The 21,951-nt window shown below is 66.8% G+C and carries 20 protein-coding genes and 1 tRNA gene; 14 read left to right on the forward strand and 7 right to left on the reverse strand.

Annotated features, from left to right (window positions below; genetic code table 11):
- Nucleotides 1-23 precede the first annotated feature (23 nt).
- From EGH21_RS10650 to EGH21_RS10665, 4 genes are all read left to right on the forward strand, one after another.
- Nucleotides 24-2,096, forward strand: a complete 2,073-nt coding sequence (locus EGH21_RS10650; RefSeq protein WP_220618454.1) for a hypothetical protein — start codon at nucleotides 24-26, stop codon at nucleotides 2,094-2,096.
- Between the two features lie 209 nt (nucleotides 2,097-2,305).
- Nucleotides 2,306-3,124: a transcriptional regulator TbsP gene (tbsP, locus tag EGH21_RS10655; protein ID WP_220618455.1), complete on the forward strand. Its 819-nt coding sequence runs from the start codon at nucleotides 2,306-2,308 to the stop codon at nucleotides 3,122-3,124.
- 31 nt (nucleotides 3,125-3,155) lie between these two features.
- Nucleotides 3,156-4,868, forward strand: coding sequence for a YcaO-like family protein (locus EGH21_RS10660; RefSeq protein ID WP_220618456.1), 1,713 nt, complete (start codon nucleotides 3,156-3,158; stop codon nucleotides 4,866-4,868).
- A gap of 82 nt (nucleotides 4,869-4,950) precedes the next feature.
- A complete protein-coding gene (locus EGH21_RS10665) occupies nucleotides 4,951-5,103 on the forward strand; it encodes a hypothetical protein (RefSeq protein WP_220618457.1) in 153 nt (50 codons plus the stop codon).
- A gap of 1 nt (nucleotide 5,104) precedes the next feature.
- On the opposite strand, the gene EGH21_RS10670 is transcribed toward EGH21_RS10665, so the two are convergent.
- From EGH21_RS10670 to EGH21_RS10685, 4 genes are all read right to left on the reverse strand, one after another.
- Nucleotides 5,105-6,253 (reverse strand): DUF63 family protein, encoded by a 1,149-nt coding sequence (locus EGH21_RS10670; protein ID WP_220618458.1) that lies wholly within the window; start codon nucleotides 6,251-6,253, stop codon nucleotides 5,105-5,107.
- 87 nt (nucleotides 6,254-6,340) lie between these two features.
- Nucleotides 6,341-7,177 carry an inositol monophosphatase family protein gene (locus EGH21_RS10675; RefSeq protein WP_220618459.1) on the reverse strand — a complete coding sequence of 279 codons (837 nt, stop codon included), beginning with the start codon at nucleotides 7,175-7,177 and terminating at the stop codon, nucleotides 6,341-6,343.
- A 54-nt stretch (nucleotides 7,178-7,231) separates the two neighbouring features.
- Nucleotides 7,232-7,429 carry a hypothetical protein gene (locus tag EGH21_RS10680; protein WP_220618460.1) on the reverse strand — a complete coding sequence of 66 codons (198 nt, stop codon included), beginning with the start codon at nucleotides 7,427-7,429 and terminating at the stop codon, nucleotides 7,232-7,234.
- A gap of 297 nt (nucleotides 7,430-7,726) precedes the next feature.
- Nucleotides 7,727-7,810: transfer RNA gene (locus EGH21_RS10685), tRNA-Leu, on the reverse strand.
- A 102-nt stretch (nucleotides 7,811-7,912) separates the two neighbouring features.
- Between EGH21_RS10685 and EGH21_RS10690 the strand changes: the two genes are divergently transcribed.
- Genes EGH21_RS10690 through EGH21_RS10700 form a run of 3 tightly spaced genes read left to right on the forward strand, consistent with a single transcriptional unit; the run spans nucleotide 7,913 to nucleotide 9,496 of the window.
- A complete protein-coding gene (locus tag EGH21_RS10690; RefSeq protein ID WP_220618461.1) occupies nucleotides 7,913-8,131 on the forward strand; it encodes a hypothetical protein in 219 nt (72 codons plus the stop codon).
- Between the two features lie 41 nt (nucleotides 8,132-8,172).
- Nucleotides 8,173-8,652 (forward strand): DUF309 domain-containing protein, encoded by a 480-nt coding sequence (locus EGH21_RS10695; RefSeq protein WP_220618462.1) that lies wholly within the window; start codon nucleotides 8,173-8,175, stop codon nucleotides 8,650-8,652.
- Between the two features lie 55 nt (nucleotides 8,653-8,707).
- Nucleotides 8,708-9,496, forward strand: a complete 789-nt coding sequence (locus EGH21_RS10700; RefSeq protein ID WP_220618463.1) for a M14 family metallopeptidase — start codon at nucleotides 8,708-8,710, stop codon at nucleotides 9,494-9,496.
- 105 nt (nucleotides 9,497-9,601) lie between these two features.
- Here the strand turns inward: EGH21_RS10700 and EGH21_RS10705 are convergent, their stop codons facing one another.
- The gene (locus EGH21_RS10705) at nucleotides 9,602-10,054 is read right to left on the reverse strand and encodes a UPF0179 family protein (protein WP_220618464.1); all 453 of its coding nucleotides are present in this window, start codon (nucleotides 10,052-10,054) and stop codon (nucleotides 9,602-9,604) included.
- 32 nt (nucleotides 10,055-10,086) lie between these two features.
- Nucleotides 10,087-10,464 carry a DUF5820 family protein gene (locus tag EGH21_RS10710; RefSeq protein WP_220618465.1) on the reverse strand — a complete coding sequence of 126 codons (378 nt, stop codon included), beginning with the start codon at nucleotides 10,462-10,464 and terminating at the stop codon, nucleotides 10,087-10,089.
- 453 nt (nucleotides 10,465-10,917) lie between these two features.
- On the opposite strand from EGH21_RS10710, the gene EGH21_RS10715 reads away from it, so the two are divergent.
- From EGH21_RS10715 to EGH21_RS10745, 7 genes are all read left to right on the forward strand, one after another.
- Nucleotides 10,918-12,990, forward strand: a complete 2,073-nt coding sequence (locus EGH21_RS10715) for a PrkA family serine protein kinase (RefSeq protein ID WP_220618466.1) — start codon at nucleotides 10,918-10,920, stop codon at nucleotides 12,988-12,990.
- Nucleotides 12,991-15,273, forward strand: coding sequence for a PrkA family serine protein kinase (locus tag EGH21_RS10720; protein WP_220618467.1), 2,283 nt, complete (start codon nucleotides 12,991-12,993; stop codon nucleotides 15,271-15,273).
- Nucleotides 15,264-16,580 (forward strand): YeaH/YhbH family protein, encoded by a 1,317-nt coding sequence (locus EGH21_RS10725; RefSeq protein WP_220618468.1) that lies wholly within the window; start codon nucleotides 15,264-15,266, stop codon nucleotides 16,578-16,580. Before EGH21_RS10720 ends, EGH21_RS10725 begins: the two co-directional genes overlap by 10 nt.
- A complete protein-coding gene (locus tag EGH21_RS10730) occupies nucleotides 16,577-18,610 on the forward strand; it encodes a SpoVR family protein (protein WP_220618469.1) in 2,034 nt (677 codons plus the stop codon). Before EGH21_RS10725 ends, EGH21_RS10730 begins: the two co-directional genes overlap by 4 nt.
- A gap of 84 nt (nucleotides 18,611-18,694) precedes the next feature.
- Nucleotides 18,695-19,969 (forward strand): outer membrane protein assembly factor BamB family protein, encoded by a 1,275-nt coding sequence (locus EGH21_RS10735; RefSeq protein WP_220618470.1) that lies wholly within the window; start codon nucleotides 18,695-18,697, stop codon nucleotides 19,967-19,969.
- A 48-nt stretch (nucleotides 19,970-20,017) separates the two neighbouring features.
- Nucleotides 20,018-21,286, forward strand: coding sequence for a histidinol dehydrogenase (gene hisD / locus EGH21_RS10740; RefSeq protein ID WP_220618471.1), 1,269 nt, complete (start codon nucleotides 20,018-20,020; stop codon nucleotides 21,284-21,286).
- Nucleotides 21,287-21,348: 62 nt separating this feature from the next.
- Nucleotides 21,349-21,720, forward strand: a complete 372-nt coding sequence (locus EGH21_RS10745; RefSeq protein ID WP_166970632.1) for a HesB/IscA family protein — start codon at nucleotides 21,349-21,351, stop codon at nucleotides 21,718-21,720.
- Here the strand turns inward: EGH21_RS10745 and EGH21_RS10750 are convergent.
- Nucleotides 21,717-21,917, reverse strand: a complete 201-nt coding sequence (locus tag EGH21_RS10750; protein ID WP_166970634.1) for a dodecin — start codon at nucleotides 21,915-21,917, stop codon at nucleotides 21,717-21,719. The two genes, EGH21_RS10745 and EGH21_RS10750, sit on opposite strands and share 4 nt — an antisense overlap.
- Between the last annotated feature and the right edge of the window lie 34 nt (nucleotides 21,918-21,951).

Genomic DNA, 21,951 nt, shown 5'->3' on the forward strand with positions numbered 1-21,951 from the left:
CATAAGGACACAGTGGCTACCACATGGTCACCTGGGGGGTGGCGGATGCGAGTTCTGGTGGGACTGACCTCGCATCTGTCGGCGACGAGGAGACAGTGTCTTCGACAGCACTGGTCGAACAGTTAGCGAACTGCCGGGAGCGGTGCGAGGACGCGATACCGCGACCGACAGCGGAGTGTTACAGCGGCGAGGCGGCACGGCTCCACGTCCCGTGCGACGACGTCACCGTGACGGCACTGGACTGCGATGCCCAGTACACGCTCGCGAGCGCTTCGGAACTCCCGTCCGGGTCGTTTCTCCTGAGCGGGACGACCGAGACGACGCCGGTCGCCGCGGCCGACGACCCACTGGCCAGCGACGCCGTCCGTCTGTACGTCCGGTTCGACGGCCCGGCGTCGCTGCGGCCGACCGACGACGGGACCGGCCTCTCGCTGTGGGAGTCGAAGTCCGTCACCGTCGGCTTCGGGGAGACGACCACCGGGCTCCCTCGCGTGCAGGTCCCCGACACGGTCGACGGACTCGCGACCGGCGTGTCCTGTCTGAGCGCCGCGCACCACACCACCAGTCCCTCACGGTCACATCCCGACCAGCGGGACCACCCGCCGCTCTTGACCACCGGCGACACGGCGTCGGTCCCCGGCGCTATCGAGGACAACCGGCCGGCGACCGGTATCGAACTGCGTCTGCCCGAGAGCGTCGAGTCGGTGTTCGTCGCGGCGCCGCTGGCGTACTACCTCGGAGCGGAGGTGTGTGTCGAGGAACGGGACCGACCCGTGCTGATTGCGTCGGGGACCGACGTCAGACACGAGTTCAGTCCGCTCCCGGCGTTGCAAGACGACGTCGCATCGTTGCTCCGACAGGTCTTCTACCTCGACTGTCTCGTCCGTCGGATGAGTCCCGAGTCCGCCCCGGAGGTGTTGGCGGCGTGTTCACTCGACCCTGAATCGGTCCGGGCGCTGTCGCCCGCGGGCAGACTGGAGCGGTATCTCTCGACCCCGACGGAGAGGGTTCGAGACGCCGCTCCCGAGTGGCACCTCTCGACGCACGTCCGCCCCTCGCTCGGACGAGCGCGCTGTCTGCCGTTCCTGCTCGACAAACTGAGCCTCGTCTACCTCTCCGAGGGGGCGGAACTGGACCGGCGTGACCTCCTCGACCGGACGCTCTCGGACGCCTATCCGACACGGGGGAGTACACAGCAGTCGTCCGTCCTCGACCCCCGTGGGGAGCGGGGTCGCGTGCAGGGGTGGCTCGCGCCGGGGACGCCAATCGACGCGTTCAAGACGACGACGACGGCCTACGAGAACCGGTATCGGTTCCGGCACCGCGACAACGACCGGATGCAGGTCACGGTCGTACTGAACGATTCCCAGATGAGCGACGAACAGGGGACGGTCACGGACATCTATCGCGCGGCGGACCTCCCGATGGACGTCACGGTCAGCGAGTCGTTGACGACGGCCGAACTGGCCGCGGTGTTCGAGGCCGAGAACGACTTCGTCCACTTCGTCGGCCACTGCGACGACGCCGGCCTCCGGTGTCCCGACGGCAACCTCTCGGCCAGCGAGGTGTCGCGCTCGCGGACCCGGACCTTCTTCCTCAACGCCTGTGGCTCGTACGAGGAGGGGCTGAACCTCGTCGACTGTGGGGCGGTGGCCGGTGCGGTGACGTTCAACGACGTCCTCGACCGGCACGCGGCGCTGGTCGGGACGGCGTTCGCTCGCCTGTTGAGCAACGGATTCAGCATCCAGCGAGCCCTCCAGTTGGCCCGGCGTCGCATCGTGATGGGGCACGACTACGCGGTGGTCGGTGACGGCACGTACGCGCTGTTACCCAGTCCGACCGACCCCGTCGTCGTCTGGGTGCGCGAATCGGCGTCAGGGTACGACCTCGTCTGTGAAGTGGTGACGACACACGCGGGCGACGGCTACACGCTCCCGTTCGACGGCGAAGTCGCGCTCAACGGCCGGCGAACGGAGACGACGGTCACCGAGGAGACGTTCGTCGAGACGCTGGACTCCGTTTCGGTGCCGGTCATCTTCGACGGCGGGTTCCACTGGTCCCGTGACCTCGCGACCCGACTGCGCACGTCGGCGTAGCACCCCGGCGATTATCACGACGGGTCACTAGTCGGCCGGTAGACGCCGGAACGTCGGCCCCGTACTGCCTTCTAGTTTCGTTTTTGATAGCTAGGCCGGAACATATATTTAAGCTGTCTGGAAGGTGCCTGTGGCGGTCGTGTGCGAGAATTCAACTCCGACCGGCCGATGAAATTAAATGTCACAAGACACAATACATACATTGGACAATGAGTGCAACCCTACTGAACGACGACGTCGGAGCGATGTTATCGTCGGTGTTCGACGGCGCCGACGGTCCGGTGTACGTCGTGAACCCGGACCGAGACACCATCTCGGCACTCGTGACGACGTTGGACGAACAGACAACCCCGCCGGAGGTACGGCTCCTGGCAGACGAGCGAGCCCTGAAAGACGTCATGGACGACTTCCTGGTGGCGAGCACGGCCGCGGACCTCGTCGAGAGCGACGACCTGACGATGCGGTTGTTGTCGGACGTACCGACGCACTCGGTCGCGGTCACTGCCGACACCGTGTACGCGCTCGTGACCATCGGCGACGCCGTCGGCGGCCTGGGGACCGACGACGGCGAGTTCGTCGACGGGGCGTACGACTACTACGACACCACGTGGGAGGCGGCCGAGGCGTACTCTCTCCGGACACCACCCATCTCCACCGTCCGTAGCACGCTGGAGAGCGAAATCGGCGAAGCGACCGCGAACGACTTCGACAGCGTCCTCGGGTCGCTGGCGACGGCCCGTGGCGACGGCGACGGACTCGACGAAGTGACCATCAGCCTGCTGGTGGCCGCGAAGAACGGCGAACTGCTGTACGACATCAGCAAGTGGGGCGAAGACGTCGGCCTCGCGAGCAAGGCGACGTTCTCCCGGACGAAGACCAAACTCGAGGACATGGGGCTCATCGACACCGAGAAGGTCCCTATCGACGTCGGGCGGCCGCGCCTCCGCCTGATGCTCGGGGACGAACGCCTCGAAGACGCCGACGCCGACGAACTGGCGACGGTCGCACAGAGTCTGCTGGCCGCATAGGTTTTTCCGCCCCCTCTGTGTTTGCCCGGGCATGAGTACTGTCGAAGTCGTCGGGAGCGGGCCGGCCGTCGAATCGCTGGTCGCGGCGCTGTCGGAGACGCCGGCGGACGTGACCCGGTCGGCGGACCCGCTCACCGACGACGCCGACCTGAGTGTCGTCGTCGGACCGGTCACGGCCGACCTGTTCGACACCGCGAACGAGCGAGCGAGAGCGACGGGGACGCCGTGGGTCGCCGTCGAACTCGGTGGCGTCGGGGGCGTCCCCGTGGTCGACGCCGCCGTCACCGGGTTCGGCCCTCAGAGCGGCTGTTACGACTGCCTGACCGAACGCGTGCGGTCGAACGTCGACCAGCAATCCGACCCCGCAGAGGCTCCCGCCGCCAGCACGCAACGGTTCGCCGGCGCCGTCGCCGGGCGGCGTGTGGAACGCGCACTGGTCGGCGAGGGCGTCGTCGTCGGGACGGTACTCGAACTGCCCTACACCGAGCGACAGTTCCTCCCAGTCCCGGGATGTGCGTGTCGAGCAGACGACCGATGGACGCTCACTCACGCCGGCCCCCGCGACCACGAGCGTGAGGCCCTGTCGCGCGCCGAGGCCGGCCTCGACGAGCGAGTCGGTGTCGTCCGGAACGTGGGTGAGGCCGAGTCGTTCCCGGCGCCGTACTACCTCGCGGAACTCACGGAGACCGCCCGGTTCAGCGACGTGACGGCCCCCCAGCAGGCCGCCGGCGTCGCGGGAGACTGGGATTCGGCGTTCATGAAGGCGCTGGGCGAGAGCTACGAACGGTACGCCGCCGGGGTCTACCGGGCGGCAGCGATGGCCTCGGGGACCAGCGAGACGGTGTCGGAGAGCCTCGACCCGACGGAGTTCGTCGCCCCCGACGACGGGGCGTGGGGCGGCGACGCCGACGTCCCGTGGGTACCGGCCGAGAATCTCGACACCGGCGCCCAGCGCCTCGCGCCGGCGGAAGTCGTCGTCTACCCGCCGCCGTCCCGCGCCGTTCGACCGGCGACGACGACGGGACTCGGTCTCGGGAGTTCGGAGACCGACGCGCTCCTCTCGGGCCTCTACGAGGTGGTCGAACGCGACGCGGCGATGCTCTCGTGGTACTCCTCGTACGACCCGCTGGAAGTCGTCGTCGAGGACGACGGCCCGTTCGACACCCTCCGGCGCCGAGCGCGCTCGGAGGACCTCAAGGTGACCGCGCTGTTGCTGACACAGGACGTCGACGTGCCAGTGGTCGCCGTCGCTCTCGAGCGGGAGGCGTGGCCGAAGTTCGCGCTGGGCACGTCGGCGCGGCTCGACCCGGCCGAGGCGGCGGCCGGGGCGCTCGAGGAGGCGCTCCAGAACTGGATGGAACTGCGCGGGATGGGACCGGAAGACGCCGCGGACGCCGACGGCGCAATCGGGTGGTACGCCGACCGTCCCGAAGCGGCCGCGTCGCTCACCGAGACGGAGACGGCCGTGCCCCTCTCGAGCGTCGGCCCGGACTCGGTCCCGACCGGCGACGCCGAACTGGCCGAACTGGTCGACCGCGCGCTGGACGCTGGACTGACCCCGTACGCGAGTCGCCTCACGACGCCTGACCTCGAACTGATGGGGTTCGAGGCGGTCCGAGCGTTCTGTCCGACCGCGCAACCGCTGTTCTTCGACGAGAGCTACTTCGGCGACCGGGCGGAGACGGTGCCGACGGACCTCGGCTTCGAGCCACGACTGGACCGGGACCACCACCCGTTCCCCTGACCGGACCCACCGGGTCGTTTAATACGGAGAACCGCGTCAGTAATCGACGTGTGCCAGTCGATAGCACTGGACATGAAGCAGCATGGTAACCGAGTTCGACCTCCCGTGTAGCGAGTGCGGACACGACCTCGTGCGCGTCGAGACGACGGCGGCCGACGGGTCGCCGGTCGCGGTCGCAGAGTGCCCGAACTGCGGGGTCCGACACTACCCCGAGACGGCGCTGCGAGAGTTCTGAGTCAGATGGCGAACGTGGCCCGCAGCATGTCCCGCGTCCCCGGTCCGAGACCGACCGCGGTGACGGCGACCAGCAACAGCAACGCGTAGCGCGGGCTCTCGTCCAGGAACTCGTCGTTGAACAGCCAGACGACGAGCGACGCGACCACGAGTTTCACGACGAGGAACGGCCACGACGTGCCGATAGCGGCGGTCAGACCGGCGGGCTGGAGCGCCTCGGTCGTCGCGATGATGAACGCGTTGGCCGGGTGTTTCGGGTAGTAGGTCAGCGGCACGTTCAGCACGTCCAGCCAGTCGGCCAACACGACGTTCGCGACGCCGTCGATGGCGTGCCCCCAGATGACGACCAGCCCGATGTAGCCGGTGCCGTCGTTGACCTCGGGGGCGAACGACTCGAAGGCGCGATACAGGCCGTACGCGAGTACCGTCGCTAGCCCGACGGTCGTGAGCAGGACCGACGGGTACAGCGTCGAGTACTCCGTGGTCGTCGCGACGCCGGTCAGATAGAGGAGCGTCACGACGACGAGGACGCTCCCGACCGCCGCAGTCGACCGGTAGTAGCTCTCGACGTACCCCTCCCGGTCGAGTCTGAGACAGACGACCAGCGTCACGAGGGTCATCACGAACAGCGTCCCGTAGATGACCGGGCTGATGATGAGCGAACTCAGCGGGTACTCGACGATGGGGGCGAACCCGGCTTCGAGCGCGCGGTCGGTGGCGTCCTCGACGGTCCGGAGCGCGCCACCCAGCAGCATGAACGGCACGAACGCGAAGTACAGTTTCGGGTCCTCGGCTATCTCCAGTCGGTCCAGCAGGAGATAGACGCCGACGAGCATGTACACCAGAATCAGCATGTAGCCGACTTCGGAGACGACGGTGTAGCCGGGTTCGGCGACGATGCGGCCCTGCTGTACCGCGGCGGTACACCCCTCGTACAGCGGTTCCGGACCGCCGTCGGTCATCACCGCACAGCTCGCGGCTTTCGCGTCGGCGTACACCGGTCCCCAGAAGTAGTGCCAGAGGAATCGGTCCCAGACGGCTCGCGGGAACGCGAGAACCGCGCCGAAGCCGACCGCGAGGATGGCGACGAACGAGGCGACCCAGAGCCGCCCGGCCCCGTACTCGTCGACGACCTGCTCGAACGTGTTCATGGGCGAGTGAGCGGCGTGCGTCGGTTTCAGGTTTCCGGTCGCGTGCGTACGGGCCGCGACACCGGCCCGCCGGGTCGGCGACGGCGCTCAGGCGAGGGTCTCCGACACCGCCGCGACCAGTTCCTCGTGTGCCTCGCCGTTCGAGGCGACGAGGCTGTCGCTGTCGTGGCGCCAGCGCTCGCCGTCGGCGTCGGTCACCGTCCCGCCGGCCTGTCGGACCATGTGGACGCCGGCCAGCGTGTCCCACGGGTGGTTCGGGTTCGTACAGACGGCCCCCTCCAGCGCCCCGTCGGCGACGTACGCCAGCGTCGCCTGAAAGCTCCCGATGCGGCGCATGTCGCCGAACCGCTCGACGACGGCGCCACACAGGTCGGCGAACTCCGTCCGGTCGTCGCGGTCCCACCAGCCGACCGGCGCGACGGCGAACGTCTCGGGGTCGGTGCGCTCGCTCACGGAGAGGGTCGCGCCGTCCCGCGTCGCGCTCTCCGGTCCGGCGGCGAACAGGTCGCCCTCTGCGGGCATGTACGTCGCCGACCCGACCGGGTCGCCGTCCTCGACGGCGGTGACGCTCGTCGCCCACGTCCGGTTCCCACGGACGAAGTTGGCGGTGCCGTCTATCGGGTCGACGACCCACGTCGGCCCGTTCGCCGGGACGGCGTCGAGTACCTCCGGGTCCGTCTCGCCCGTCTCCGGCCCGCTCAGCGTGACGACGTCCTCCTCTAACACGAACGGGTCGTTCGGGAACTCCTCGCGGACCGTCGCGACGACCTGACTCTGTGCGTCGCGGTCGGCCTCGGTCACGAGGTCGTTCTTGTCGGCCTTCGTCTCGACGGCGAGGTCGCCGCGGAACGCCTGTCGTGCGACGACGCCCCCGGCCCGGGCGGCGCGTTCCGCGAGCGCCGCACGGTGGTGTGCATCTGGCATGCCCGGGGCTGGCAGTGCCGGGGACTTACCACCTCGGTTTCAGGAAAAGGGAGGTTACTCGTCGCTGGCTTCGTCGACGGCGTCCAAGATGGAGTGGGCGATGTCCCGGGCCTCCTCTGGCGTGTACAGTACCTGGTTCCCGAGCGATTGCTCGATGCGAACGTAGTCGTCGTCCGCCTCGATGGAGAAGAACGCCGTGTTCTCCAGCGGTGGCACTCGGATACCTGAACCGTCGGACTGGTCGGTAGCCATGACAGTCATTAACTCACGTTCCCGTATAAAAGTACCCATATGTGAGAAATCGGCTGAGACACCGATAGTCGGGCGAGGCGAATACACGGACTAGCTCCCGTAGCGGCGACCTACCGACACGTCGTCGACGCCGGCCACGGACCAGTCCACCCGTCGGGTCCCGACCGATAGCGCCGTGGCTCTGTGGCCGGTGTCAAGCGCCGCCGCTGGCGGGCGTGGTTCCGAGAGTTTGCGAGGGAAGACCGCTCCGTGCGAGTCTTCCGGCACTGTGTGCGAGGGACCGTATCGGTCCAACAGTGCGAGGGAAGGGATTTGAACCCTTGGACCCCTACGGGAGCGGATCTTGAGTCCGCCGCCGTTTCCTGGCTTGGCTACCCTCGCACGCGTTGCTCGCATCGGCTCTGACGGCGGTGTGGTATAAATGTCGTACGGAACGCGGGCGTCGGGCAAACGCCTAACAGCGTGGGCCGAGAGAGAACCGGCATGGCGCCTCTCGCGACCCCGCTCCAGATGGGCGGGGCGCTCCCGGTCGTCGGTGTCCTTCTGGCGTTGCTCCTCGCCGCTATCGTCGTCTACACGGTCCGAGACACCGGCGAGTACCACGACCCGGCATCGGCGAGCGACGCCGTCGTCTGCCCGCGCTGTCACCACTCGACGGCGGCCTCCGACAGCGTCTGTCCGGAGTGTGGGAGAGAGCTCTGAGGACCGGTGGATTGACCCATGCAGGTCACGTACGACGGGTTATGGACGAACACACGCGTGACCCGAGCGTCGCCCCGCCCGACGGCGACCCGGCCGGGTGGCGGGCCGACGGACAGTGGGAGCACGCGACGCTCCGGCGGGCCGTCGTCCACGGCGTCCGCCTGTACAACGCCGCCGAGTTCCACGAGTCCCACGACTGCTTCGAGGACGAGTGGTACAACTACGGCCGCGGGTCGACCGAGAGCAAGTTCCTCCACGGGATGGTGCAGGTGGCGGCTGGCGCGTACAAACACTTCGACTTCGAGGACGACGAGGGGATGCGGTCGCTGTTTCGCACGTCGCTCCAGTACTTCCGCGGAGTTCCGAACGACTACTATGGCGTCGACTTACTGGACGTCCGGACGACGGTGACGAACGCGCTGCAGGACCCGAGCGTGCTGGAAGGGTGGCAGATACGACTCGACGGCGGCTACCCGGTCGCCGACGAGGCCGACTTCGCGTTCGCCGAGGACCTCGACTGACCGCTCGCGCCGAATCCACACGACTCTAATGGGCGGGGCCCACACCCAAGACTGAATGCGAGTGGAACAACTGGGTGCGGGAGAACCGGACGTCGCCATCGTGGGCAGTATCCACGGCGACGAGCCGTGTGGTCGGGACGGTATCGAAGCGGTCCTCGCGGACCCCCCGACCGTCTCCCGTCCAGTGAAGTTCGTCGTGGTCAACGAGGAGGCGCTGGCCGCCGGCGAGCGATACCTCGACACGGACCTCAACCGTGCGTTCCCGGGTGACCCGGAGAGCGAGGCCCACGAGGACCGGTTGGCCGCCGACCTCGCCGCCGAACTGCGGGGCTGTACCGTGTTGTCGCTGCACTCCACTCAGTCCTACGACGGCATGTTCGCGCTCGTCGACGACCTGACGCCGCTCGCCCGGGAGGTCTGTCCGAAACTCTCCGTCGACGCCGTGGTCATGACCAAAGGCGCCAACGAAGGGCGAATCTTCTCCGTCGTTCCGTCGGCCATCGAAGTGGAGTGTGGCTATCAGGGGTCGCCGGAGGCGGCCGCCAACGCCGAACGAGTCATCCGCGAGTTCCTCGCGGCCACGGGCGTCACCGACGACCCGGTGACGAGACGGACGGAGTCACTCCCGGTGTTCCAACTCGGCGACCCGATACCGAAGGCCGCCGCCGAGGAGTACGAGGTGTACGCCCGGAACTTCGAGCGACTCGCGGCCGGCGACCCTATCGCCGCCGCCGACGGCGAACGAGTCCTCGCCGAGGAACCGTTCCACCCGATTCTCCTCTCCGCGGAGGGGTACGAGGACGTCTTCGGCTACACGGCTGACCACGTCGGCGTCCTCGACTGAGCGACGCCGTCACTTTGTCGGCCGGCGGACTGCCGAGTCGGTCGTTCTAGACGGAGTTCGTGCGACCGAACGGTGCGGTGTCGGTCCCGGACCGGGACGCGTCGCTCACGCGTCGTCGGGGGCGTCTAACTCCACCAGCGTGAGGTCGCGGTCGAGCATACAGTAGTCGTGTGGCGGGTCGCCGACGACCTCCTCGATGCGGTACTCCTCGTCGAACTCGGCGCCCATCGGCTCACAGTACTGGTGGCTCGGACACTCGGTGTGTGGACACGGTCCGGCAAGCGACGCGTTGCTGCCGGCGTAGGCACCTTTCGTCGGGACGTTCGCGCGAATCGGCGCGGGTTCGACCTCGACGGCGCGGACGCCGGTGTCGTGGACCGCGCAGTCGAGCGTCTGCCCGCTCTCGCGGACCTCGGTGACGCGGTAGCGGCGGCCCTGCGTGAGGTTGAGGCACTGGGTCCGGTACGGACAGCCAGCACAGCCGTCGGCCTCGCCGTGATAGACGAACTCCTCGCCGACCTCCGCGAGGCGCGTCCCGACGAGCGTGACAGTGGTCATGCCGAGGACTAGACCCGGACGGAATTTAAGGGTCAGGACCGACCGGTCAGGTCGTCGAGTTCGTCGAGGTAGTCGTCCCGGGGAATCTGGTACAGCGCGCGGTAGTCGAACTCGCCGGACGCGAAGCGGTTCGCGATGTCGACGGCGGCAGCGACGGCGGCCTCCCGGTCCGCGAAGGTCTCGGCGTCGCGGTCCACCTCGGGTTCCAGGTACAGCGTGACGTACCAGTCCTCACCGGTCCGGTCGAGGCCGGGTCGCCGTGTCCGCTTGCCCCGTGTGAGGTATATCGTCGGGAGACAGGGCGCCGGGAAGTCGTGGCTGTCGAAGACGTCCGGCCGATAGGCGAGGACGAGTTTCTCCTCGGTCTCGTTCCAGACCGTCCAGTCGTCGGCCAGTCCGTCGAGGTCCATACCGACGGCTTCGTCTCGGCAGGCAATACTCTATCGACTACCGACGCGTCGCTCGCTTTCGCGCGGTTACTTATAAACGACTGCGGGAATCGCCCTCGTGTGAACTCTTACCTTAGCGATGCCGTCCCCGTGTTACGTCGCGAATCCGGGGTGGAAAAACCCGGCGTTATATGGGTACCGGGAAAAGGCTCTTAATGTTGAAGCACTCATGTGTTAAATAGTATCGGAAACAGTAACCCACTGTCACCCGTTACCACTGGGGTGGGACCGTCCCCGCGACCACCCGGCCACTGCACACATGGCATGGTACGACCACCGACCCGCAAGTCCGGGTCCTAACGCGGCCGCCCGCCTGCACGCACGGAGCGGCAGTTGGTGGCACCGGTGTACTGAGTCCGACACGGTGGCCCCGCACGGCACCGTGCCATCGCGTGCCGAACTCACCGAGTTAGCATGAGCAAGAACAAAGAGACACTGGAAGCGCTGAGCAAGGAGTACCAAGACACGATACCGGCCGACCTCCGGACGACCCGGAGCTTCGACTGGTATCTCGACCAACTGTACGACGAGCCGCGAATCGCCCGTAACGCCCACCAGCGAGTGGCTGACATGTTCGACTACTACGGGACCTCTTACGACGAGGACGCCGGCGTCGTCGAGTACGAGATAGCGAGCGAAGACCCGCTCCACGACGGCGAGAACACCTTCTACGGCCGCGAGGTCCACGAGGCGATACACGAGTTCGTCAACAAGGTCAAGTCCGGCGCGCGGGGACTGGGTCCGGAGAAGCGTATCAAACTCCTGCTGGGTCCTGTCGGGTCCGGGAAGTCCGACTTCGACCGGCAGGTCCGCCGCTACTACGAGGACTACACCCGCCGCGACGAGGGGCGGATGTACACGTTCCGCTGGACCAACCTCTGTGACGTCATCGGCGACCAGGACCCCGCAGACGACGTCGTTCGGTCGCCGATGAATCAGGACCCGATGGTGTTGCTCCCACAGGACCAGCGAGACAGAGTCATCGAGGACATCAACGAGGAACTCGACGCCCCCTACACCATCCGGAACGAACAGGCCCTCGACCCGGCCTCGGAGTTCTACATGGACCGCCTGCTGGCGAACTACGGCGACGACCTGCAGGCCGTGCTGGAGAACCACGTCGAGATAATCCGGTTCGTCGCCGACGAGAACCAGCGACAGGGTATCGAGACGTTCGAACCCAAGGACAAGAAGAACCAGGACGAGACGGAACTGACCGGCGACGTCAACTACTCGAAGATAGCCATCTACGGGGAGAGCGACCCGCGTGCGTTCGACTACTCCGGGGCGTTCTGTAACGCCAACCGCGGCATCTTCTCCGGCGAGGAACTGCTGAAACTCCAGCGGGAGTTCCTCTACGACTTCCTGCACGCCAGTCAGGAACAGACCATCAAGCCGAAGAACAACCCGCGAATCGACATCGACCAGGTCATCGTCGGCCGGACGAACATGCCCGAGTACCGGGACAAGAAGGGCGACGAGAAGATGGAGGCGTTCAACGACCGGACGAAGCGCATCGACTTCCCGTACGTCCTCCAGTACGAGGAGGAGGCGAAGATATACAACAAGATGCTCCGGAACGCGGACCTCCCGGACATCCACGTCGAACCCCACACGCTGGAGATGGCCGGGCTATTCGGCGTCCTCACCCGCATCGAGGAACCCGATACCGAGTCCGTCGACCTGGTCCAGAAGGCCAAAGCCTACAACGGCGAGATAGACGAGGCCGACGACATCGACGTCAAGAAACTCCGGGACGAAGCGGCGACGACGGCCGACATCGGCGAGGGGATGGACGGCGTCTCGCCGCGGTTCATCGGCGACGAGATAGCCGAAGCCATCATGGACTCGATGCACCGGGACCGCCAGTTCCTCTCGCCGCTGACGACGTTCAACCACCTCGAAGGCAACTTAGAGAACCACGGCTCCATCGACGAGGAGTCGTTCGACCAGTACTACCGGTTCCTCGAACTCGTCCGCGAGGAGTACAAGGAGCGGGCCATCGAGGACGTGCGCCACGCGCTGGCTTACGACATGGACGAGATACAGCGGCAGGGCGAGAAGTACATGGACCACGTCATGGCGTACATCGACGACGACACCGTCGAGGACGAACTGACGGGCCGCGAGCAGGAACCCGACGAGCAGTTCCTCCGCTCCGTCGAGGAGAAACTCAACCTGCCAGAAGACCGAAAGGACGACTTCCGACAGGAAGTGTCCAACTGGGTCTCCCGCCGGGCGCGCGAGGGTGACACGTTCAACCCGCAGGACAACGACCGACTGCGCCGCGCACTGGAGCGCAAACTCTGGGAAGACAAGAAACACAACATCAACTTCTCGGCGCTGGTCTCCAGCGGCGAGATGGACGACGACGAGCGCAACCAGTGGATAGACGCCCTGATGGAGCAGGGCTACTCCGAGGAGGGCGCCAAGGAAGTGCTCGAGTTCGCCGGTGCGGAGGTCGCCAAGAGCGAGATGGAGGATTAGATGAGCGGCGAGGAGTACATCGGCCGGGCGGACGACTCGCTGGACGCCACCTACGAGGCGCCGATGAGCCTCGCTGCGTACGTCGACACCGTCCTCGAGACGCCCGAGATAGCCGCACACGCCTCGAAGTACATGCTCGCGGCCATCGAGGCGGCGGGCACGCGTACGGTCATCGAGGAGGGCGAGGAGAAGGAGCGCTACCGCTTCTTCGACGACCCGTACAACGACGGCGAACACGCCATCCTCGGCAACACGGAGGTGCTGAACGCCTTCGTCGACGACCTTCGCTCTATCGCCGCGGGGCGCGGGAAAGACGAGAAGATAGTCTGGCTCGAAGGCCCGACCGCGACGGGCAAGTCCGAACTGAAGCGCTGTCTCATCAACGGCCTCCGGGAGTACTCGAAGACGCCGGAGGGACGGCGCTACACCGTCGAGTGGAACGTCGCCGGGGCGGGCGGGAGCGACAGCGCCCTCACCTACGGCGACGTGCCGGTCGAGGACGAGGACGACTGGTACGAGAGTCCGGTACAGGTCCACCCGCTGACGGTGTTCCCGCCGGACGTGCGTGCGGACCTCGTGGCCGACATCAACGAGCGACTCGACGACCACATCGAGATTCACGTCGACGGGGAACTGGACCCGTTCTCGCGGGAGGCCTACGACTACCTCGAAGAGCAGTACCGCCGGCAGGGGAGCGAGGACCTGTTCTCGGCGGTCACTGACCCCGCGCACCTCCGCGTGAAGAACTTCGTCGTCGACGTGGGCCACGGCATCGGCGTCCTCCACTCCGAGGACGAGGGGACGCCCAAGGAGCGACTGGTCGGGTCGTGGATGCACGGGATGCTCCGCGAACTGGACTCCCGGGGCCGGAAGAACCCGCAGGCGTTCTCCTACGACGGCGTCCTCTCGCAGGGTAACGGCCTGCTGACGGTGGTCGAGGACGCCGCCCAGCACGCCGACCTGCTCCAGAAACTGCTGAACGTGCCCGACGAGAGCCGCGTCAAACTGGACAAGGGCATCGGGATGGACGTCGACACGCAACTGGTCATCATCTCGAACCCCGACCTCGAGGCGCAGTTGAACCAGCACGCCGACCGGGAGGGGCAGGACCCACTGAAGGCGCTGAAGCGCCGCCTCGACAAGCACGAGTTCACGTACCTGACGAACCTCTCGCTGGAGGCCCAACTGCTCCGGCGGGAGTTGACCAACGAGACGGCGGTCTGGGACCCGGACTCGTGGGAGGAACTGGAGACGTGGATTCAGGAGCCAGTGACCGTCTCGGTGCGAGACGACGTCGAGACGGCGACGGACAAGGAACTGGCCCCCCACACCATCGAGGCCGCGGCACTGTACGCCGTCGTCTCGCGACTCGACGCCTCGAACGTCCCCAACGGACTGGACCTCGTGGACAAGGCGCTCCTGTTCGACCGGGGGTACCTGATGGAGGGCGACGAGCGAATCGACATCGACGACTACGACCTGGAGACGACCGACCACGACGGCGACCACGGCATCCCCGTGACCTACGTCCGTGACGTAGTCGCCGACCTCCTCCACGAGACGCAGGACCGCCACCACCCGGACCTGCCCGTCGAGCACGTCATCATGCCCCGAGACGTGCTGAACGCCGTCGCCGAGGGGATGGGCGACGCACCGGTGTTCTCGGCGGCGGAGGCCACGGAGTACGAGGAGCGTGTCGTCCCCGTGAAGAACCACGTCTTCGGCGAACAGGAACGTGACGTGTTAGACGCGATGATGCGGGACAAGCGCGTCGACGAGGCCACCGTCGAGGAGTACATCGAACACGTCTACGCGTGGGCCTCCGACGACCAGATAGAGAACGAACGCGGCGAGTACGTCGACCCGGACCCGCTGAAGATGAAGGTGTTCGAGATAGAGCACCTCGGCCGGTTCGACGAGGAGAACTACGACGACGACGACCCGGACGAGGCCGTCGAAGCGTTCCGCACGGACAAGATAATCACGGCGCTGAACCGCCACGCGTGGCAGCGCCGCGACGAGGAGTTCCGCGTCGGCGACGTCTCCCCGAAGGAGATTCCGGTCATCAAGACGGTCCTCGGGAGTCACGACTGGGACGACGTCAAGCGGACCTTCGAGGACTTCGACCCCCGGCAGTGGGACGAACCGCCGTCGGGGACCGAGACGGCCCGACTCAAGGAGATGACTATCGAGAACATGGTCGACATGCACGGCTACAGCGAGGCCGCGGCCGAACTGACCAGCCGGCACGTCATGAATCAGGTGAGTTACCGATGGGACTGAAAGACGACCTCGAACGGTACCGTGAGGTCGGCGAGGAGCGCCGGCAGGACCTCGCGGAGTTCATCCAGTACGGCGATTTGGGGCAGTCCCGCGGCGACGAGGTACGCATCCCCATCAAGATCGTCGACCTCCCGGAGTTCGCCTACGACCAGCGCGACAAGGGCGGCGTCGGGCAGGGTGACGGTGCCGAACCGGGCGACCCGGTCGGACAACCACAGCCCCAGCCGGGCGACGACGGCGACGAGGACGGCGAACCCGGCGAGGAGGGCGGCGAACACGAGTACTACGAGATGGACCCCGAGGAGTTCGCGAAGGAACTCGACGAGCAACTCGGACTGGACCTCGAACCGAAGGGCAAGAAGGTCATCGAGGAGAAGGAGGGAGACTTCACCGACATCACCCGGACCGGCCCCTCCTCGACGCTGGACTTCGAACGCCTGTTCAAGAAGGGGCTGAAGCGGAAACTCGCGATGGACTTCGACGAGGACTACGTCCGCGAGGCGCTGAAAGTCGACGGCTGGGGGCCCGCGACCGTGTTCGAGTGGGCCCGCGAGAAGAACATCCCCGTCTCGAAGGCGTGGATAGAGGACGCCTACGAGGACGTCCCGTCGAGCGAGCGGGGGTCGTGGGAGACCATCGAGGAGATGGAGGCGAACGTCGAGGAAGTCGACGCGCCGACGCGCATCCGTCGCGAGGGCGTCGACGAGATTCCGTTCCGCCGGGAGGACGAGCGCTACCGCTACCCCGAAATCGTCGAGGAGCGCGAGAAGAACGTCGTCGTGGTCAACATCCGCGACGTCTCCGGGTCGATGCGCCAGAAGAAGCGCGAACTCGTCGAGCGGACGTTCACGCCGCTCGACTGGTACCTGCAGGGCAAGTACGACAACGCCGAGTTCGTCTACATCGCCCACGACGCCGACGCGTGGGAGGTCGAACGCGAGGAGTTCTTCGGCATCCGCTCGGGCGGCGGGACCCGCATCTCCAGCGCGTACGAACTGGCCGCCGAGCGACTGGAGGAGGAGTACCCGTGGAGCGAGTGGAACCGGTACGTCTTCGCGGCGGGCGACAGCGAGAACTCCTCGAACGACACCGAGGAGAAGGTCATCCCCCTGATGGAGCAGATTCCCGCGAACCTCCACGCCTACGTGGAGACCCAACCGAGCGGGAACGCCATCAACGCGACCCACGCCGAGGAGGTCGAGCGGACGTTCCGCGACAGCGACAACGTCGCCGTCGCCTACGTCTCCTCGCCCGACGACGTGGTCGACGCTATCTACGAGATACTGAGTACGGAGGACAACGGATGAGCACCGACGACAGATTCGCCAAACAGCGCATCGCCGACGACCTCGAAGAACCGGTCCGGGAGGCGGGCAACCTCGCCCGCCGACTGGGCCTCTCACCGTACCCGGTGAACTACTGGGTCGTCGACTACGACGAGATGAACGAACTCATCGCCTACGGCGGGTTCCAGAAGCGGTACCCGCACTGGCGCTGGGGCATGCAGTACGACCGCCAGCAGAAGCAGGGGCAGTTCCTCGGCGGGAAGGCCTTCGAGATCGTCAACAACGACGACCCGTCCCACGCCTTCTTACAGGAGTCGAACACGCTGTCCGACCAGAAGGCGGTCATCACCCACGTCGAGGCCCACGCCGACTTCTTCGCCAACAACCGGTGGTTCAAGATGTTCAGCGACGGCGCGCCCCGGTCGGCGGACGAAGAGGGCCGTGACAGAGGCCCAGACGCCGCCGGAATGTTGGCCCGACACGCCGACGCCATCCGGGAGTACATGCAGGACCCCGAGATAGAGCGCGGGGCCGTCGAGCGGTTCGTCGACCACGTCCTCTGTCTGGAGGACAACATCGACCAGCATCAGCCGTACAGCCCGGTCGAGACGGCCGAGGAGCACTTCGAGGACATCGAGGGCGTCGACGTCACCGAGCAACTGGACGAACTCGACCTCTCCGAGGAGGTCAAGCGACAGGTGTTCGACGACGAGTGGCTAGACGCACAGGACGACGACGGCGAGGGCGTCTCCTTCCCGGCCGAACCCGACAAGGACGTGCTCGGGTTCCTCCGCAAGCACGGGATGGCCTACGACGAGGACGCCGCGAAGGCCGTCGAGATGACCGACTGGCAGAAGGACGTCCTCGAGATGTTGCGCCGCGAGGCGTACTACTTCGCCCCCCAGAAGATGACGAAGGTGATGAACGAGGGCTGGGCGGCGTACTGGGAGTCGCTGATGATGACCGGCGAGCGCTTCGCCGGCGACGACGAGTTCGTCCTCTACGCCGACCACATGGCCCAGGTGCTGGGGTCGCCGGGGCTGAACCCGTACAAACTCGGTATGGAGATATGGGAGTACGTCGAGAACACCGAGAACCGCCGCGAGGTGGTCGAGCGGTTGCTCCGGGTCGACGGCGTCACGTGGCGCACCTTCGGCGACGTGGTCGACTTCTCGGAAGTGCAGGACCACCTCGAACCGCCGGTGTGGCTCCGCGACGTGGCGGGGCACCTCGACGAACTCGACCCCGACGACCCGCGCGTCGACGCCGAGGGCCTCGAAGCGGCCCGGGACGGCGAGTTCGACGTCGAACAGTACCCGTGGAAGGTGCTGACCTACGAGGGACTGGCCCAGCGCCACTACTCGCTGGTGAAGCCACAGTACCGCGGGTTCGTCTCGCGGGTCGGACAGGAGGAACTGGAGCGCGTCTCCCGCTACATGTTCGACGATTCGCGTTACGACAGTGTCGCCGAGGCGCTGGCAGACGTCGACTACACCCGGGGCTGGGAGCGGATGCGCGAGATTCGCGAGAGCCACAACGACGTGACGTTCTTAGACGAGTTCCTCACGCAGGAGTTCGTCGACGACAACGACTACTTCACCTACGAGTACACCCACGCCTCGGGCGACTACCGGGTCACCTCGACGGACCACGCCGACGTCAAGAAGAAGTTGATGCTCAACTTCACCAACTTCGGCAAACCCACGGTGGTCGTCGAAGACGGCAACTACCAGAACCGCAACGAACTGTTGCTGGCCCACCAGTACAACGGCGTGATGCTCGACCGCAGTCAGGCTACGGCAGTGCTGAAGCGGGTGTTCGAACTCTGGGGCCGGCCGGTGAACCTGCTGACCATCGTCAAGGAGTTCGACGACCACGACATCGAGGTGGCGAAGCGCCGCGACCGCGAACCCGAACCGGAGGAGGTCGGCAAGCGCCTCCGGTACGACGGCGACGACGTGGTCGTGGAGGACGTGCCGTGGAGCGAGGTCGAACACCTCGCCGCGACGGACATCGACTACAACACCAAGCCCGACGAGTGGCTCGCCTGAGGCCGTTTTCACACCCCTCGGGTCACTCAAATCCTCGTCGAACCGTCCAGAAAGTATGTACCACTCTCGACAGGAGAGGAGCGTATGCCCTCTCGACGCGCGTTCCTCGCACTCGCGGCGACCACCGGCGTTGCCGGGTGTCTGACCGACGGAAGCCAAAATCCGACGACCGACGACCCGGCGACGGGGTCGTCGAACAGCACCGACGAGTCGGCGACGCCGACCGACGAGACGGACCGGTACGCGTCGGCCGACCACGTCGCGTGGACCCGTTCGCTCCGGGCGCCCGTCGTCACCACACCGACGCCGGCCGGCGACAGCGTCTACGTCGGGACGGAGGACGGGACGGTCGCCGCGCTGTCCCCCTCGAACGGGACGGAACAGTGGACGTACGACGCCGAACGGACGGTTCAGAACGCGCCGGTCCTCGCCGGGGAGACGGTACTGACCGTGGCGGGTGCCGAGGGGCTGAACGCCGCTCACACGCTCCACGCGATCGACGCCGACTCCGGCGAGCGCCGGTGGACGTTCTCACCGACGGACTGGTGGCTCGACGTCGTCGGCGCCGACGGCGACACCGCATTCGTCGCCACCGCGGACGACCACGTCCAGTCCTCGGGGCAGACGCTGTACGCGCTCTCACTCGCCGATGGGACCGAACAGTGGGCCGTCGAGATCGGCGACCCGAGGGGCGGCCTGATCACCGACGAGCGCGTGTACGTCCCCGCCTACGGCAGGCTCTACGCCTTCGAGAGGGACGGCACCGTCGCGTGGGAGTACTCGATACCGGAGTATCAGTACCGCACCCTCTCCGTAGTGGGCGACACCGTCGCCCTCGTGAGCGCCGAGGATCCGCGGCAACCGACCGTTCACGGAATCGACGCCGAGGCGGGTGAGCGACGGTGGACGTTCGAGGAGTGGAACGCGTACACGACACAGGCCGTCGGCGACCAGTTGCTCGTGGCCGGCGACTCGGTGGCGAGCCTCGACCCGGCCACGGGTGAGGTCCGGTGGAGCGCCGACGTGAGCGCGACCGTCTACGACGCGCCAGTGGCCGATGGCACGCTGTACGTCGTCAACGAGGAGGCCGCCGCTATCTCACTGTCGGACGGACAGGTAGCGTGGCAGACGCCAGTGGACGCGTATCTGGCCCGCCCGTCCGGTCTGCTCGACGGTCAGTTGGTGATACAGCGCTCGGCGAGCGAGGACGACCGGGACCGGCACGTCCTCGCACTCGACGCCGACACGGGCGAGACGGCGTGGTCGTTCGCCGCCGAGTCGAGGCTCACCCGCCTTTCGGTCGGTGACTCGCACGCCTTCGCCGGCGAGGACGAGACGGTACTCGCCGTCACGCCCTGAGCACCGACGAAGGGAAACCCGTTTTTCCGCCCGTCACGTTGAGCGTGTATGAACGTACGCAGTGTCGCCGACCTCGGCCCCGACGAACGGTCGGCCCTGTTCGACCGGGATGCGGGCGTCGACGCGGTCAGGGACGACGTCCGCGACATCGTCGGACAGGTCCGCGAAGAGGGCGACGTGGCGCTCCGCCGGTTCGCCAGCGAGTTCGACGACGTCGAAGTCGGGAACGTCGACATCACCGACGCCGCAGAGCGCGCCTACGAGGAGATAGACGACGACGTGCGCGCGGCCATCGAGGACGCCGCCGAGAACGTCCGGGCGTTCCACGAGCGACAGGTGCCCGAGGACTGGCGCGAGGACTTCGAGGGACGGGAACTCGGCCGTCGGTTCCGACCGCTCGACAGCGCCGGCGTCTACGCTCCCGGCGGCACGGCGGCCTACCCCTCTAGCGCGCTGATGGGCGTCATCCCCGCGAAGGTGGCCGGCGTCGAACACGTCGCCGTCGCCACGCCGCCCGCCGACGAAGTGAATCCGGTCACGCTGGCGGCCATCCACGTCGCCGGCGCGGACGCAGTCTATCAGGTCGGCGGCGCGCAGGCCATCGCCGCCCTCGCGTACGGCACGGAGACGGTGACCGCGACGGACATCGTCGTCGGCCCCGGCAACCGCTGGGTCACGGCCGCGAAGGCCGAGGTGCGCGGCGACGTGGCCATCGACTTCCTCGCCGGCCCCTCCGAAATCATGGTCGTCGCCGACGGCGAGGCCGACCCGGAACTGGTCGCAGCGGACCTCGTCGCACAGGCCGAACACGACGAGAACGCCTCCGTCGTCGCCGTCACCGACGACGCCGACCTCGCAGACGCGGTAGCCGAGTCTGTCGAGGAACAGGCCGCCGAACGGGACCGCGAATCCGTGATTCGGGGGGCACTGGACAACGACGCCTCCGGTGTCTTCCTCGCTCGCTCCATGAGCGAAGCCGTCCTCTTCGCCGAGGAGTACGCCGCCGAACACCTCTCGATACAGGCCGAGGACGACGAGGCCCTGCTGGACCGGATTCCGTCCGCTGGCTCCGTCTTCCTCGGCCCGTACAGCCCCGTCGCGGCCGGCGACTACGCCGCCGGGACGAACCACGTCCTCCCGACAGGTGGCGCCGCACGGGTCACCGGCGGCCTCTCAGTGGACACGTTCGTCCGGTCGACGACCGTCCAGCGCCTCTCGGAGGACTCGCTCGGCGACCTGCGCGAGACGATTACGACCCTCGCCGAGGCCGAAGGGCTGGAAGCGCACGCCGAGAGCGTGCGGAAGCGGTTCGAGTAGCGCGCGTCGCGAACGCCGTGACCGGCGTCAGGGTTAACACGGTCGGACGCACATCTAACTGTATGAGCAGTACCGTCGACGGCGAACCACAACTCGGAGGCGAGGACGTGGGCGTCACCGAGGAGGCCGCCGAGGAAGCGATAGCGCTCCTAGAGAGTGAGGACATGGACACGGACGTCGCCGGCTTGCGGTTGTTCGTCCAGCAGGGCGGCTGTGCCGGCCTCTCCTACGGGATGCGCTTCGACCACGAACCCGAGGAGAACGACACCGTCTACGAACGCCACGGCCTGCGCGTGTTCGTAGACGGCGCGAGCATCGACTACATCGAAGGGTCGGTACTCGACTACGAAGGGGGACTGCAGGGCGCCGGGTTCCACGTCGAGAACCCGAACGTCGTCAGCGAATGCGGTTGCGGCGAGTCGTTCCGGACCTAGTCTTCGAGTTCGAACGCCACCGTCACCTCTGCCTGGTACTCGCGACCCTCGACGCTCGCTATCTCGACGCCGAGTTCGTCCACTTCGACCCACTTCAGGTTGTCCAGCGTCGCCTCCGCACGCTCGATGGCGTCGTCGGCGGCCGCGTCGAAGCTCTCCGAACTCGTTCCGATGAGTGTGATTTTCTTGAACACCATAGCGTGCTAACGAATCACACGGTTAGGACATAAA

The sequence above is a fragment of the Haloarcula rubra genome (assembly GCF_019599465.1).
Classification (GTDB): Archaea; Halobacteriota; Halobacteria; order Halobacteriales; family Haloarculaceae; genus Haloarcula; species Haloarcula rubra.

Excerpts from the sequence above, each read along its gene's own strand:
- tbsP (WP_220618455.1), top strand. The coding sequence starts at position 2,306 with ATGAGTGCAACCCTACTGAACGACGACGTCGGAGCGATGTTATCGTCG.
- EGH21_RS10750 (WP_166970634.1), bottom strand. The coding sequence starts at position 21,917 with ATGGTGTTCAAGAAAATCACACTCATCGGAACGAGTTCGGAGAGCTTC.
- EGH21_RS10690 (WP_220618461.1), top strand. The coding sequence starts at position 7,913 with ATGGCGCCTCTCGCGACCCCGCTCCAGATGGGCGGGGCGCTCCCGGTC.
- EGH21_RS10695 (WP_220618462.1), top strand. The coding sequence starts at position 8,173 with ATGGACGAACACACGCGTGACCCGAGCGTCGCCCCGCCCGACGGCGAC.
- EGH21_RS10715 (WP_220618466.1), top strand. The coding sequence starts at position 10,918 with ATGAGCAAGAACAAAGAGACACTGGAAGCGCTGAGCAAGGAGTACCAA.
- EGH21_RS10720 (WP_220618467.1), top strand. The coding sequence starts at position 12,991 with ATGAGCGGCGAGGAGTACATCGGCCGGGCGGACGACTCGCTGGACGCC.
- EGH21_RS10725 (WP_220618468.1), top strand. The coding sequence starts at position 15,264 with ATGGGACTGAAAGACGACCTCGAACGGTACCGTGAGGTCGGCGAGGAG.
- hisD (WP_220618471.1), top strand. The coding sequence starts at position 20,018 with ATGAACGTACGCAGTGTCGCCGACCTCGGCCCCGACGAACGGTCGGCC.
- EGH21_RS10735 (WP_220618470.1), top strand. The coding sequence starts at position 18,695 with ATGCCCTCTCGACGCGCGTTCCTCGCACTCGCGGCGACCACCGGCGTT.
- EGH21_RS10745 (WP_166970632.1), top strand. The coding sequence starts at position 21,349 with ATGAGCAGTACCGTCGACGGCGAACCACAACTCGGAGGCGAGGACGTG.
- EGH21_RS10670 (WP_220618458.1), bottom strand. The coding sequence starts at position 6,253 with ATGAACACGTTCGAGCAGGTCGTCGACGAGTACGGGGCCGGGCGGCTC.
- EGH21_RS10705 (WP_220618464.1), bottom strand. The coding sequence starts at position 10,054 with ATGACCACTGTCACGCTCGTCGGGACGCGCCTCGCGGAGGTCGGCGAG.
- EGH21_RS10680 (WP_220618460.1), bottom strand. The coding sequence starts at position 7,429 with ATGGCTACCGACCAGTCCGACGGTTCAGGTATCCGAGTGCCACCGCTG.
- EGH21_RS10665 (WP_220618457.1), top strand. The coding sequence starts at position 4,951 with ATGGTAACCGAGTTCGACCTCCCGTGTAGCGAGTGCGGACACGACCTC.
- EGH21_RS10650 (WP_220618454.1), top strand. The coding sequence starts at position 24 with ATGGTCACCTGGGGGGTGGCGGATGCGAGTTCTGGTGGGACTGACCTC.
- EGH21_RS10710 (WP_220618465.1), bottom strand. The coding sequence starts at position 10,464 with ATGGACCTCGACGGACTGGCCGACGACTGGACGGTCTGGAACGAGACC.
- EGH21_RS10675 (WP_220618459.1), bottom strand. The coding sequence starts at position 7,177 with ATGCCAGATGCACACCACCGTGCGGCGCTCGCGGAACGCGCCGCCCGG.
- EGH21_RS10660 (WP_220618456.1), top strand. The coding sequence starts at position 3,156 with ATGAGTACTGTCGAAGTCGTCGGGAGCGGGCCGGCCGTCGAATCGCTG.
- EGH21_RS10700 (WP_220618463.1), top strand. The coding sequence starts at position 8,708 with ATGCGAGTGGAACAACTGGGTGCGGGAGAACCGGACGTCGCCATCGTG.
- EGH21_RS10730 (WP_220618469.1), top strand. The coding sequence starts at position 16,577 with ATGAGCACCGACGACAGATTCGCCAAACAGCGCATCGCCGACGACCTC.